The organism is Enterobacter sp. BIDMC 27 (assembly GCF_000534415.1).
Classification (GTDB): Bacteria; Pseudomonadota; Gammaproteobacteria; order Enterobacterales; family Enterobacteriaceae; genus Enterobacter; species Enterobacter hormaechei_C.
Window position 1 is genome coordinate 1814554 of sequence record NZ_KI973178.1, and the last position, 13712, is coordinate 1828265.

The window sequence follows — 13712 nt, forward strand, 5'->3', positions numbered from 1 at the left end:
TGAGGGAAATACCATGAATCAGCCATGCACACGTCTTATCCGCCTGTCAGAAGTGATGAATAAAACCGGATTTGGTAAGGCTTGGATTTATCGTCTTATCAGCCAAAATCGGTTTCCACAGCCTGTAAAGATCGGTATTCGTGCTATTGCTTTTATCGAAAGCGAAATCGATGAATGGATTCAATTAACTATAGAGAATTCAAGAAAGCATGTTGCTTAAGAGGAATGTTGCTACATCGATCTTTTAACTTTTAATAATATTAAGAAAGTAAATTTATAGGCCTTATAAGTTCACTGACTGAGTTTCAAAAAAAAACGAGGTTTTGTAAAGTTTAAATCTAAAAAATTACTATATTTAACGGAATTCTTTACCTTTTTTCTGGCAGAGCTTTTGCTATAAGGTTTAGAGATGGTTTTCTTAATATCGGGTATGGATACTTTTAACTAGCCGTACCTGTTTCTTTCACGTGAAAGAATTTTTCTTAAATATTTAAATTCATTATAAATAAAGCCATATATAACAAAAAAATTTGCAAAATTTAAATTGATAAAATAAAGATAAGCCGTAGTGAGTACTAAATGTAAAGTTTTCGGAGGGTTATTATAATGTCATATCAAATAAAAAAATTTGTGATGAGCAATGGCGAACGAGGATGTTTGGTTCTCGATAAAGAAACACAGTTGCCTGTTTATTATCAAAATCTCTATCTTACAACCAATGTCAGGAATAGAAGTGCGACCGCATCAACGATGGAGATAGTTGCAACAAACTTACTAATACTAAGCAATTTCCTCAAAAGCAGGAAAATAAATATAATTGATAGGATTGAAATTAAGGAGTTCCTAAGTGTAGCAGAAGTGGATGACCTGATCCGTTATGCAAGGCAGAGATTTGATAAGCAAAAGATTACAAATGTAAGATTAATAAAAGGGTATCAGATTGCAAGAAGAACCTTCGGTTATAGAATTCATATTTTTTCGAGCTATCTTAATTGGCTGTGTGGTTTACTTCATTCTATTAAGGGAATTCATGCTAGATATGAAGTCGAGAGTTTCATAGAAAGTATTAGAGCACATCTCCCGCTAAATAAATCTCTTAGCATGAATGACAGAAAAGATAAATCACTGAGCAAAGAAGAGATAAAAAAACTGTTTGAGTTATTAGAAATTGAAGGAAGCCAAAATCCTTTCCAGAAGGATGTTCAAGTGAGAAACAGACTCATTTTTACCTTACTATTGAATTGTGGTTTAAGAGCAGGAGAGCTATTAAATCTAAAAGTTAATGATTTAAATCCTAGGGATTACACACTAAGTATTTTCAGAAGACATGATTGCATTGAAGATCGAAGGCTGAATCAACCTTTAGTCAAAACTGGTGAAAGGGAAATTCCATTGTCGGACGAGTTAGCATTGGAGATTTTGGATTACATAAATAACTATAGAAATAAATACACCAAAAAGAAGAAGCATGACTTCCTGTTTGTTACACACAGTTCATGTAAAACAGTTGGAGAACCTTTATCTGTTTCAGCATATGAAAAGATAATTTCGACTATTAAAAAATCAAGCCCGGAATTAAAGAATTTATCAGGTCATAAATTGAGACATTCCTGGAACTATTTCTATTCAAGTGAAATTGATGATTCGAATTTAGATATCAGCCGAAAATCAGGTTTGAGATGCTATCTCATGGGGTGGTCAAAAGATTCAAAGATGTCAGAAAATTATAACTTCAAACACATATCAATGAAAGAAAAGGAAGTTATTGGAAGAGTTTATGACTCTTTGAGGAAAATAACTAAAGGGGAATGAAATGAAAACAAGCACTTTAAAAAAAGAGAATGTAGTTTTTGCAATGATGAAGGGGTATAGGTTCAGGATTTCAGATAATAAATGGCAATTAGATATAAATAATTGTGTTTGCCCACATAAGGTTGCCGATAAAATGCCAGAGTCGATGCGTGTTGGTTATCTTAATACCTTGGCATATTTTTCGTCTGAATATAGTGCAGGCTACATAAAGAATATAAATCACATCTTTAGCCAATGGCTAAGATTGATGGATCTTGAAATGATTAATTCCAAAGCGGTTTATCAATTTAATGTTAGCTTAGGCCCTGAGAAAAACTATAAGCTAAATTCAATAAAGAACTTTCTTAGTAAATGGAAAAAACTCGGTTATGAAGGAGTAGATAACTCAGCTCTAAGAATGCTGGAAAAAATAACCATTAAACCTAATTTAACAGGGGAAGCCGTTAAACGAAGAGATCCGAATAGTGGACCACTAACGGAAGAAGAGCTGAAAATCATACTTGAAAGTATCAGAAGATTGTTGAAAGAAGATAAAATCCCTCTGTTTATGTATTGCTACGTTATTCTATTAGCAACAACGGGAAGGAGGCCATCACAGCTAACTTCGTTGAAAGCGAAAGATCTCATCAGAACGGAAGAGGGTTGTTTTCTAAATATACCGAAAGTAAAACAAAGGAAGAACTTCAGAAGTGAGTTCAGCATGATGAGAATCGACGATAGCCTGTATGAGGAACTTATAACCTTGATTGATCTGAACCAGAAACATATCGAAGATAGGGTAGTGAGGAATATTAGTCATTTAAAAAATGAATTACCTATACTCATGGACATTAAACAATATGTATTAATTGATACTGGACAAAGTTTAGATACCATCATGACAACTGATTTTTTACATATGAAGAATTCTTTTATCTCAAACAAACTAAATAATTTGACTACTAAATTCAACATTGGGTCATCAAGTAATAACGGCCCTATACGGATTAATGCAAGACGATTTAGGTATACCCTGGGAACTCGTTTAGCAAAGGAAGGTGCATCAGTTGAAGTAATAGCTAAAGCATTAGACCATAAATCTATAAACTCATCAGGGATATACGTAAAAAATTGTCCAGACAATGTTCATGATATAGACAAGATGCTTAATCCTTTTTTTGAACCGCTATCAAAGATATTTCTTGGAGAAGAACAGTCAAAAAACAAGAAGCTCTTTACTGAATATATTTTAAACTCGTTCGGATTTTTTAATGATAAAAATGACCAAATTGAATGTTTCACTTGTAAAAACTTTAGAGCCTGGAGTTCCCAATGACCAATATCATACTATTCGAGCCAGCCAATGCTAATAATCCGAGTTCAAATGTTGATGAATTTATTGAATTTTGTAAGAGTAATATTTTCAGCTCGAAGTTAGCGATTTCATGGAAAAGCAATGTATGGAAGAGATATTATAGATTCAATAAATTTGACATGAACAATAATCGAAATAGCAAAGATAAATTAGATGGTAGTTTCATTGATTTCGCTAAAGCTTATATGTTTCATATTCACTCGTTTAACAAGTCAAAGTCAAACCAGAATACTTTGTCAATGTTGAAAATCATTGAGTTTGTTTTATTGAAATTATACGGAGAAGCTAATATTATTAAGTGCAATAATATCATATTTGATGAATGTGCAAGGTTGGCATCTGCCAAATATTCAAAACTACAAGCAGTTGGAATTGGTAAAGAACTTGAGAAACTATGTTCATTCTTAACAGGAAACAGAATGACGACCTCATCATACTTTTTCTGGGTAAATCCATTAAGACATAAAATAACTCAGAGCTGGAAAGGTTATGAACCTTCACTCGAAGGACACTCAAAACTACCAGACATAAAATGCGTAATAGCTATTGCTGAGATTTTCTCAAAAGATGAAAGCCAATTGTCAACAAGGGACATTTTCACTACTTCTGTTCTTGCACTACTCATGTGTGCTCCAGGAAGAATTTCAGAAATTTTAAGTCTTCCAGCGGATTGTGAGATTACTGAAAAAGATGACAAAGGCATTGAACGATATGGTTTAAGATTTTTTTCAGCAAAGGGTTATGCTGGGGATATCAAATGGATTCCTACAGTAATGGTCCCTATAGCTCAAAAGGCGATAGCCCGATTAAAAAAACTGTCCAACCATGCAAGGTTTGCCTCAAGAACAATGGAAGGCCAAGGCACTGAGTCATCCAAATATGCACTCGTTACCACAAAGCCTCAGAATTTTCCTTGGTATGATGAAGAAAAAAGAATTAAATATTCAAATGCTTTATGTCTTTTATTTGACAGGCAACTGTGTCAGAAAACAAGAAAAGATTTTACATCCTTTTTCAGACCCACGCCTGGGTTTTTTAGAATGGATATTAATGCTATTGCAAGTATTAAAGGCACAACAAACCTGTTCAAAAGACACGGCTATATAAATGAGGATGGTATTCCTTATTCTATTAGAACTCATCAATTAAGGCATCTGTTGAATACTTTTTCTCAAATTAATGGCATGGATGAGTTTAGCATCGCTCGATGGTCCGGGCGTAAGCTTATTTCTCAAAATGTTTCTTATGATCACCGATCACACTTACAAATGACTAAGCTCATAAGAGAAAAAACGACAATCGAGGCAAGTAACAGCCATAGGAAAAAAGAAATAGCTATCATGGACATAACTGATTTCGATTCATTGAATGATGGAGCTGTGCTCGTTACTAAGCATGGTTACTGCAAGCACTCATATGCTTTTGACGTATGCGGTTATTATCCAATACAAGACTCTGGAAAGGATGATGATCGACTATTGGTAATTCATAATAAAATTATTGAAAAAACGTATCATGATAAAAATGATGGGAATGTCAATGCTGAAAAATGGTATGAGTTTCAAACTAAAATTATAAAAGGAGAGTAAATGGCTAAACATATTACTGTTTATGATGAAAAAAGCATAACAAATGTTATAAATAACTGGAATAGAGATGAGAAGCTAACTTGGGATGCTTTATGCGACAAGTTAGTAAAGATCATTGGTAAGAGACCTTCAAGACAATCTTTAAGTAGTCATGTCAAAGTTTCGGATTGTTTTAATTCAAAAAAGAAGATTCTCAAGCTTGGTATTAAAAAAACATGTTCTATTAAGCCTGCCAATTTAGAAATCGCTTGTCAGAGAATAAAAAGGCTCGAAACTGAAAACGAAGCTTTGATAGCATTAAACAACAGATATTTAGAGCAGTTTAAGATATGGCTTTATAATTCTCATTTGAAACAAATAACAGTTGAAGAGCTTAATAGGCCCTTACCTGTAAAAGATAATTAAATGTAATTTGATAGGTTTTAACTATTGACATGATTAATAATTATGGTATTTCTTTAATTGTTAGGATGACAAAAATAAATTGCAAGGATGCATATTATGAAAAAAATAAATATTAATCTCATGGAGAGGTATCTTCTTTTACTTGATCGATTCGTTGATAAACTCTCTGAATCAGGCTTCTCGGGGCAACAAATTATCGAACAATCATACCTGTTTTGTGCCGGGTTTTACATTAAATACCAGCCTGAAATAGAAAAGCTAACGTTTTCAAACAGGGAGGTTGTATTGAGTTTTTTGCTTTTCTCTTATTATTGCAATATCAACAAAATTGAAAATGACATGATCGATAAAGAACGAATGAAAAACTTATGCTCTTCACTTATCGATTTCATTGTGAGCAATGGCAGTAGAACCGAAAAAGTCTACATTAATGAGAGAAAGAAACATGAGGCTTCTACCCTAAAAAGAGCTTTATCCATCAAAGAGAAGAAAAGAAAATATGGATTGTGATTATTTTAAAAGCCCGTAGTAGGAATCTACGGGCTAAATCTTTGTTGCTTATAATTTTTAACTTTTTAGTAAGTCGATAAGATTTCTGAGTTCATGATCAAACCTCTCGCTTCTTCTTTTAATCCATTTAATACAAACGAAACTTCCGATCCTTGAGAGGAAATATGTGAACCACATATACTTGTGCTCATCCCACACATATCCATCTTTAAAGCCCCAAGGCAATGTTAGAAATGAAATAAGTGCAGCAGCACAAAGTAAAATGAAAATAATAGAGAATAGTTTCGAAACAGGCATTGCTCTGTAATACGATGCTGTAGAAGCATTATGGAACAGCATTGTCAGAAAGGCTGGAATAATGACGGTTTTTTTGTTTAAGTTTAATTTATATTCACCAGTGTTTAAATTAACAATGAGCGCATCGGCATATACGACACACAAGTTATCGTTACTATACTTTCGAAGCTCATATAGACGAATCCTGTGTGAGTTTCTGAACGCGATTCCATACGCTGAAATCTGCTTTTCATCGCCATCATCTGTTTTTACCCAGATCTGGTTTTTGCTTGGGTTGGAATCAATGACAGTGCCAGAGAAAGTCTCAACAAACGTGTAAGTTTCACCAAACAGGTCAAACTTGGGGGCTGTAATCTCTGCTTTCCGACGTTCAGAGAGACCAACGTTGACTTCTTCATTGCGGCGTTTCGTGGTGGAGATACTCATACAAGTTCCTTTGTGTTAGATGTGAAATTCATATTCGATGTATGAAGAAATCAGGGACTACAGATAAGATGGTATCTGCCATTTCAAAACCTGCATGTTAGTTAAATACGTAAATAGGCTAGTTAAATCAGTCTGTTATATTCTTTGGTGTGAAATCACATTTTGACTGGGTTTACAGGAAAGGCAAATCACTTGTACCGATCGATTAAAGATTAACGATAGTTGGCGACTATCAACTCTAGACTATCGATCGGTATAAACGATCAATTTATTGGCCTGTATCTATCAAAAAAGGCTTGCCAGCCCTACATTGAAAGCGAAGCTCTATGCGATTTATGTGGTGTTTTAATGGCAGTTTTGGGGGGTGATGATGTTATCTCTATCATTCTCACGCCAGTGATGGTTTTGTGTTTTCGAGGGCGTTTGAGGGGGGGGATTTTGAGGTTTTTCAACATACGATAAATTACATCGAGGTAGGGGATGTATTCCAACCACCTAAACGCTGACACTGCATAGCTTCGCTTGGGCGCTACTTTTAACGATTCTTTAGCACCAGCACCATCTTCTAAGTGAAACTGCTTTACAGAAGCGTTAGTGTATTCGTCCTGACCAGCAGCTCGTTTATCGAGGATAAGCGATTCGACAGGACTGTTAACGTCTTCTGTTGTGATTTCATGGGGATGTGTTGCTATGGCACTATCAGGCGCTTCGCTAACCGATGCCTTACTGACTGAGGGCATTTTCAATGCAAACAGGAAAGCATTGTCGCGTTCCGGCTGGTAATCTAGCCTGTTTTGTAAGGCAGACCAGGAATAACCTTTACCTAACTGCGAAGCTTTGAAAGCGATCCCCTGATATTCGAATGAAAACCCATTCATTTTCCCTGTTGAGGCAATATTCGGAAGCGCTTTGATATTGTTGGCGGCAAGCTGCATCACGAAATCAGTGGTGGATGGTTTATCGACAAGTAATGCTTCCAGAGCTTCCTGGATAACCGATTTGGGTGATAGCTCTCCTTTATACTTCTCCATCATCGCTTCGTTACGCGATAGCTTTTTAGGCTTCGGTATTGCGATTATCGGTTTTTGGGGCAGGGATTTTCTGGATAGCGAAGCTGGAGATGGTGATGCTACCAATTCTGGCCCTTTGGTTTTGGTCAGTTGGTGATCTATTTCTAACTGTTGGATGATACGGGTGCTGATGAGGTTTTCATTTTTGCCCAAGTAAAGGCTTCTATTGGATAGATCTATACGACTGGCAATAATGTGGATGTGCTGGCCGGCCGCATCATCATGAAGGACATAGCATCTGAGGTGCGTTTCAGAGAAGCCCATCCGGGACATGTAATCATCAGCAATCCCTGACCACTGAGCATCTGTCAGCGCTTCGTTTTTCGGCAAGCGAAGCGAATTGTGCCAGACGGGTTTAGCAACATCCGGGCGAAGCGTTTTTGTAGCATCAAATTCAGCTATTAGATCTCCAGCATCACTTCCATCCATATTCCCACCAATGACATAAGGTGTGCATTTATGGTGAGAGCCTGGCTTTAATGCGTAGAGAACGACACCAGAGAAGTTTTTACCCCTGCTGATTTTTTGCATTCCCTTCATCAGAAGGTGATCTCCATAGGTTGGCTGTGATCAGCTTCATGCGAAGCTCAGATATCTGGCGCTTCACTGCGAATAGTTCTGTGTGCGTCAGAGAGCTACCCTGGCTTTTATTATCCAGATGAGCGACAAGCTTGTTCAGCTTCTGTGAAATTTCGCTCAGCGATTTCCATGCTTCGAGATTAATCGATGGAATAACAAAGGGGAGGTTATGCAGAAACGCCATACGAAGCCATTCGCCTTTACGATGACGGCCACGTCTCTCATTGAGAAGCGTTAGCTCTTCATCATTTAATCTGACACTGACGCAATGAGAACGAATCTTGTTGTGCGAGAACTTCGCTTCGTTAACGCTTCCATTATGAGAATGCTTACTCACAACGATCTTATTAAAAGTATTACTTGCGACCATATGAACTCCTTTTCATATAATTAAATAAAAGCATATTCCTTATGCTTAATTTATTTATATGATAGGAACTAATAATGTCAATGCAGTGTGTTGATTTTGCTTTTAATTTTTTTCAACCAAAGGGCGAAAAAACAAGGGAGAACTCGAAGAAGCAGCGTAGCGCTTCGTAGAGTTAGCCCTTGCTTGTGTCTTGACTTTAATTTAAAAAGATTTATTTTTTATAAAATAGGAGGTGTTATGAAAAGAATTAAAAACTATTGTGAAGATGATTTTTGTTCGATTATTGTTGACTTTAATTCAAACGGTTCTTCTCATTTCTTGGAAAAAGTATTCCCAACCTTTACTTTGGATGACTACTTGGATTTTATTTTCTACCTTTTTAAGACGGATAAGAGTCATCCTTTGCTCAGGATTATTTCTCCCAAAAAAATAATTCTAGATGATACGGATGATCTTCAATTTGGGTTTACTATAAAAGAGTTCAAGGCCAAGCATGTTAGCTTACATGAATTATCTTTAATGTTGGCGGAGAGAAATGCTATTTCTTTTGCTCTTAAGAATAATAAAGAATTACAGGCGGCCAGGGAAATTAAAAGACTCTAAAGATTTGTACTGGATTTCATTAAGTTATTGAACTAGGATTGACAGTTAACTTTGAGGTTGAGGATACCCAAATGAACTTATGTCAAAAACAGATCGATGATTTAATTGATGTTTTTTCTCATGAAAAATTCACTTTGGTGAAAAAAGGATTTAAGCGTATTTACCGCCTTTCTTGGTCTGTTGTCGAAAAATTCCCTAATGGTGTTTGGTTCACAACGAACATAGAATACGCAAAAAAATATAAGGCTATACATTCTGCTGTGGCTTCATCAAACCAAAAGAATGAAAGACCATTTTTATATGAAGCTGAATCTATTAACGATTTAAATTTATTAAACTATAATGGGGATGGTTTCTTTAATGATATGAAAGATCTTTACTCTTCAGTAGGTCTAAGTATCACACAAGGAAGAGTAATTAGAGATTTATCTTCTTTTATAGCACGAAATAAATTCCATATTGATGGTTTCTATATGAAAAAAGACGGCCTTATTGAAGCCATGCCAGTAGATGAAATTTTAATTCCTAATGCGGAAAATTCCCTACGTCTGATAAAAACAACAGATATGTCGTAATAAATGGGGCATCCGATTTACGCCCTGTTCCATCGGTTTTCTGAAGATTTTTGTTGATAAGGTTAACTATCTATAATACAGTTATTTGAAAATTCTATTAAGAAATGTCTTTTTTCAATAAATAAGGATATCTAAAGTGAAGTCCCATGTGTTTTGGCAGAATTTTGAGTTGGGCATTGAACTTGATATAGCTGGTACCTTTATTTATGATGGGCTGAACGCCCTTCATGAAATGGAAAACTTTCACTATGAATCCGAAATATTTAATTTATTATATAATATATCAGTTGGCGTAGAGCGGTTTTTAAAAGTTGCAATAATTTTGATTGAGTTTAACGAAAAGACTGATATTGAAGGTTTTGAAGTGTTTGAGGGAAAACTAAAAACACATAATCATTCAAGCTTATTGGCGAGAATAAAAAATAGTGAGAGGATTAACCTATCCCAAGTTCATCATGATTTCATCTCTCTTTTAAATGAATTTTACGATCTATACAGATATGACAGATATAGTTTAAATACTATTCAGCAGTTATCTAAAGAAAAAGAAGCCCTTCTATCATTTTTATTAAAATATGAAGCATTAGATACAAACAAAAGATATCTTGATCAGAGTATTTATTCTAATACGGAGAAGACGAAGAAAATTGTAGGTAAGACAATATCGAAAATTATACTGCAAATTTATGACATAATTAAAAGGGCGGCGACAAGGAAGGGGATCTATACTGATGAGGTTAGGTATGACTCAAAAGTTGGATATTTATTAATGAGGAAAAAGTTTGATTTCATAGATAGAGATATAATGTGGAAAGAAGTATTAGTGTTTATATTGAATACAGATAAAAACTCTAAATTCTATGAGCATATCAAAAATATTTCCCCGCTTGATTTGGATATTGCATTGCTTGGTGATTATCTTCAGGTTTTCAATAAAAGGACAAAGGATAATGTTGTTTTGGATGAAATTGAACACTGGTACGCAGAAGGTAATATTCCGTTCAAGGAGAGAATTGAAAACTTGAGTGTTATTGGCGATGGAGATGCTTGGTCTTATTTTTATGAAGATGAAGATGAAGATGAAGATGAAGATGAAGATGAAGATGAAGATGAAGATGATGCTATTTTTTAAATAGCATCTTATGCTGTGCCTTAATGGGGGTAGTACATATATAATGTATAACCTTTTATTGTTTTTATAATAATCATTGATATAAATTTTTATCCATCCTATTTATTTCATTTTTAATCGAAGGGCTGTAATATTGATTTGTGGTAAGGATTTCAGCCCTTCGATTTAGATATGACATTACTCTCTTGATATATTTATATTAAACCAGACCTCAATGATTTCTATCAATAGAATGCATATGTTATGAGTAATTTCATCTAAACGCTCTATATTAACTTCTTCTTCAATGTGAAACCCAAAGTGTATTGTAATGGACGTAAGGTTAATTTTATAATTGTGTTTTTTATCGTCAATAAGTTCGTTTAGTAAGCCAGTAGCTTTTCTTGTTTTAAGATAAGATTCTATTTTTTCCTTAGCATCTACTTTGAAATCTAAGTGATCATCAAAAAGTGCGTTGAAGAGTCTCTTCTTGTTAAGTGTTTCTATCAATTCCTTTTGTTCGCTTGTATTTTCTTTTAAATAAGAATAAAAATCACGCTCTTTGTTAAGTGTGTTGTTGTTTTTCGCATTTATTATCGCCAGCTTATAATTATATAGGCCTATAAAAAATACAAAAATAGGTATGAGTATTAATGATTGCTTCAGAAGAGATATTGGAGTTTTAAAAATTTTCTGAGCATTTAATACGCAATTTTCAGAGAAGCAAAGATGTAAATCTCTTGTCCTAACTATATCTACGCAGACAATTATCGCAGCGGTAATCATTGAGATGAAACACAATGTTACAATTATGATGATGGTATAGGAAATTATATCAGTTAAAGGCTTTTTAATTCTCATTCTTAGTTGGACCTATTTGTCTTAACCGTGCTCTAAACTCATTTGCTTCAACTGGATATAGTTTTTTTAATATATCTAAACGAAAAACAACTTGAAAATACCTACTTTTGTATCTTTCCGTATGACCAATGCTAACATGATCTTTCGACAAGTTTGATATAACACGATTAATTCTTTTTATTTCTTTATGCTCAGGAAGAGGATCGCAATGTTTTTTTAGAAGATTTTTAAGAACTGGATAATCAGGGCAATCTACACGCTTAAGTTTCGTTATTTTACCTTTCACAGAGAAATATTTCTTGTGAAAACTTGGTTGCATTCGGATTTGATCTCGCCCATAAGCGGTCCTTACAACTTGATGTACTTGCGTTTTTATGTTAGTTCTTTCAGTTTTACTAAATCGTGGCGCTTCATCCTCAATACATAATCCGTGAACTTTAAATGATTGTGGCGATTTAGCAGATAGAAGTTTTGTTTTCTCATTATTTACAGTCAATTCTTTTTGTTTAATAAAGTTAGAAATAACAGACTCAACAAACTTCCAATCTTCCTCTTTATTTAAACGGGATATTGTTATGTCATCAATCAAACGAGTATATCTGAATCCAAGTTTACGAAGATAACTGACTTTGCTTGGCTCACAATCATAAAAATATAAGTTGGCTAAATAAGTACTCGTTGGTGCGCCTTGAGGAACGAAACCCTCATATGTTGTTAAAGTTGTTAATATATTGGAAACTTCATCTGAAAATCTGAATAATTCTTTAAAAATTTGATATACAAATTTTGACTTCATCGTTGGGAAAAAATTTTCGATATCCATTTTCACAAGGATTTTAGATTTGCAATGCTGTTGGGCACACAAGATATAATCGCGAGGATTTTCTTTGTCAGGAATGGAGCCGTAAAGGTAATCTGGAAAATTAATTTGGCTGAAAATTTTATTGTTTATTTTTCTTAGAATCGATTTCAGCATTCGGTTTGGTGCGTAGACAATTCTATGACCACCGTTCTTTTTTTCAATTGGTGGCTTTATGTAGTAAGCTTTTTCTACACCATCGGAAATCAGCTTTTCAAATTTATCGATATCACTTATACCCAATAAGGCAAGTAAGCTTTCTTTCTTCTGAATGGGGGTGAAAGTGTTTTTGAAAGAGAAATCCTTTGCCATGTGATCCTTCTTAGATAAAAGTTAGCGTCCTCACGGCCAGGAAGGGCAGTTGAATCCGAGGGAAGCAACGCAAGAGTATAAAGTCCACCCCACCTTCACTAACTTTTTCCAACTGTGTACTGTACTCCGTGGTCTAGCTTTCGCATGGCTCGCCAGAGTGCACCCAGAAAGACCTCTCGGTCGTCCTAGACTTAAGGACAGATCTTCTTGCTTTAACGCTTCCATTTTCATCAAGTGAGGTATTCGTCCCACAGCTAATTTTTACCAGAAATCGGATTGATCTTAAAGTATTTTTTTACACATTATAAAATGTATGCCATATGTATGCTGAATTTTGATTAATTTTAAAATTAACATAAAATACAATGAGTTAATCATTTAATTGCATACTGCTGCATCATTAGCTTGTAGTTTCTGATTTAAGCTGTGCCTTGGCAGAAATTGCTCCCATACTCGTCCTCCCAAAAGAAGCCGCTTCTACATGTTCACCCCACCAGCTCATCATATCCCTACGCTGTTCCAGATACTGTGGTCTGTTGTAGGCTCTTCTGACTTCGTTAGTATCGATATGTGCTAACGCAGCTTCAATCACGTCAGGTGGAAAGCCTTTCTCATTCAGAACCGTTGAGGCAATAGATCTCATGCCATGAGCTACCAGCAGATCTTTGAAGCCCATACGTTTTAACGCCATATTTGCTGTCTAACTGTTAATCGGTTCAAGTGGATTACGATAGCCAGGAGGAAAAACGTATTCTCTGTGCTTAGTGATGGGGTTCATTCTTTCCAGAATCACCAGAGCCTGTTCAGAAAGCAGAACGACGTACTCACGCTTCATCTTCATACGGCAAGTCGGGAGACGCCATTCCTTTGCCTCTTTATCTATCTCATCCCAGCCAGTCATTCAAGCTTCTGCTGGACGAGTCATGGTAAGCAGTTGCCATTCAGATGCTAACATCCTGTAACATATTAATTAAATGGT

General features: G+C 35.1%; 14 protein-coding genes and 1 pseudogene. 9 read left to right on the forward strand and 6 right to left on the reverse strand.

The window, feature by feature from the left end:
• Nucleotides 1–13 precede the first annotated feature (13 nt).
• The 6 genes from L463_RS13980 to L463_RS13955 all read left to right on the forward strand — a co-directional run bounded on the left by L463_RS13980 (nt 14) and on the right by L463_RS13955 (nt 5670).
• Nucleotides 14–220: a helix-turn-helix transcriptional regulator gene (locus L463_RS13980; RefSeq protein ID WP_001075424.1), complete on the forward strand. Its 207-nt coding sequence runs from the start codon at nt 14–16 to the stop codon at nt 218–220.
• 386 nt (nt 221–606) lie between these two features.
• Entirely contained in the window at nt 607–1812 is a 1206-nt protein-coding gene (locus tag L463_RS13975) for a tyrosine-type recombinase/integrase (RefSeq protein ID WP_032673128.1), read from the forward strand.
• Nucleotide 1813: 1 nt separating this feature from the next.
• Entirely contained in the window at nt 1814–3127 is a 1314-nt protein-coding gene (locus L463_RS13970) for a site-specific integrase (RefSeq protein WP_032673129.1), read from the forward strand.
• A complete protein-coding gene (locus tag L463_RS13965) occupies nt 3124–4755 on the forward strand; it encodes a DNA-binding protein (protein ID WP_032673130.1) in 1632 nt (543 codons plus the stop codon). The genes L463_RS13970 and L463_RS13965 overlap by 4 nt, the downstream gene beginning before the upstream one ends.
• Nucleotides 4756–5160, forward strand: a complete 405-nt coding sequence (locus L463_RS13960) for a hypothetical protein (RefSeq protein ID WP_032673131.1) — start codon at nt 4756–4758, stop codon at nt 5158–5160.
• Between the two features lie 96 nt (nt 5161–5256).
• The gene (locus tag L463_RS13955; protein WP_032673132.1) at nt 5257–5670 is read left to right on the forward strand and encodes a hypothetical protein; all 414 of its coding nucleotides are present in this window, start codon (nt 5257–5259) and stop codon (nt 5668–5670) included.
• 57 nt (nt 5671–5727) lie between these two features.
• On the opposite strand, the gene L463_RS13950 is transcribed toward L463_RS13955, so the two are convergent.
• From L463_RS13950 to L463_RS13940, 3 genes are all read right to left on the reverse strand, one after another.
• Nucleotides 5728–6393 carry a hypothetical protein gene (locus L463_RS13950; protein ID WP_032673133.1) on the reverse strand — a complete coding sequence of 222 codons (666 nt, stop codon included), beginning with the start codon at nt 6391–6393 and terminating at the stop codon, nt 5728–5730.
• A 305-nt stretch (nt 6394–6698) separates the two neighbouring features.
• Nucleotides 6699–8003 carry a relaxase/mobilization nuclease domain-containing protein gene (locus L463_RS13945; RefSeq protein ID WP_032673134.1) on the reverse strand — a complete coding sequence of 435 codons (1305 nt, stop codon included), beginning with the start codon at nt 8001–8003 and terminating at the stop codon, nt 6699–6701.
• Complete coding sequence (locus L463_RS13940) at nt 7972–8412, reverse strand: hypothetical protein (protein ID WP_032673135.1); 441 nt, start codon at nt 8410–8412, stop codon at nt 7972–7974. Before L463_RS13940 ends, L463_RS13945 begins: the two co-directional genes overlap by 32 nt.
• A 237-nt stretch (nt 8413–8649) precedes the next feature.
• On the opposite strand from L463_RS13940, the gene L463_RS13935 reads away from it, so the two are divergent.
• The 3 genes from L463_RS13935 to L463_RS13925 all read left to right on the forward strand — a co-directional run bounded on the left by L463_RS13935 (nt 8650) and on the right by L463_RS13925 (nt 10722).
• A complete protein-coding gene (locus L463_RS13935) occupies nt 8650–9015 on the forward strand; it encodes a hypothetical protein (protein ID WP_032673136.1) in 366 nt (121 codons plus the stop codon).
• Nucleotides 9016–9086: 71 nt separating this feature from the next.
• Nucleotides 9087–9590 carry a hypothetical protein gene (locus L463_RS13930; RefSeq protein ID WP_032673137.1) on the forward strand — a complete coding sequence of 168 codons (504 nt, stop codon included), beginning with the start codon at nt 9087–9089 and terminating at the stop codon, nt 9588–9590.
• 136 nt (nt 9591–9726) lie between these two features.
• On the forward strand, nt 9727–10722 hold the full coding sequence (locus tag L463_RS13925) for a hypothetical protein (protein WP_032673138.1): 996 nt from the start codon (nt 9727–9729) through the stop codon (nt 10720–10722).
• A 177-nt stretch (nt 10723–10899) separates the two neighbouring features.
• Here L463_RS13925 and L463_RS13920 read toward each other — a convergent pair whose 3' ends face one another.
• From L463_RS13920 to L463_RS0122655, 3 genes and pseudogenes are all read right to left on the reverse strand, one after another.
• Nucleotides 10900–11562, reverse strand: coding sequence for a retron Ec48 family effector membrane protein (locus L463_RS13920; protein WP_032673140.1), 663 nt, complete (start codon nt 11560–11562; stop codon nt 10900–10902).
• On the reverse strand, nt 11552–12733 hold the full coding sequence (locus L463_RS13915; protein WP_081752225.1) for a reverse transcriptase family protein: 1182 nt from the start codon (nt 12731–12733) through the stop codon (nt 11552–11554). Before L463_RS13915 ends, L463_RS13920 begins: the two co-directional genes overlap by 11 nt.
• Before the next feature lie 400 nt (nt 12734–13133).
• Nucleotides 13134–13676 (reverse strand): annotated as a pseudogene (locus L463_RS0122655) (tyrosine-type recombinase/integrase); the annotation flags it as partial.
• Between the last annotated feature and the right edge of the window lie 36 nt (nt 13677–13712).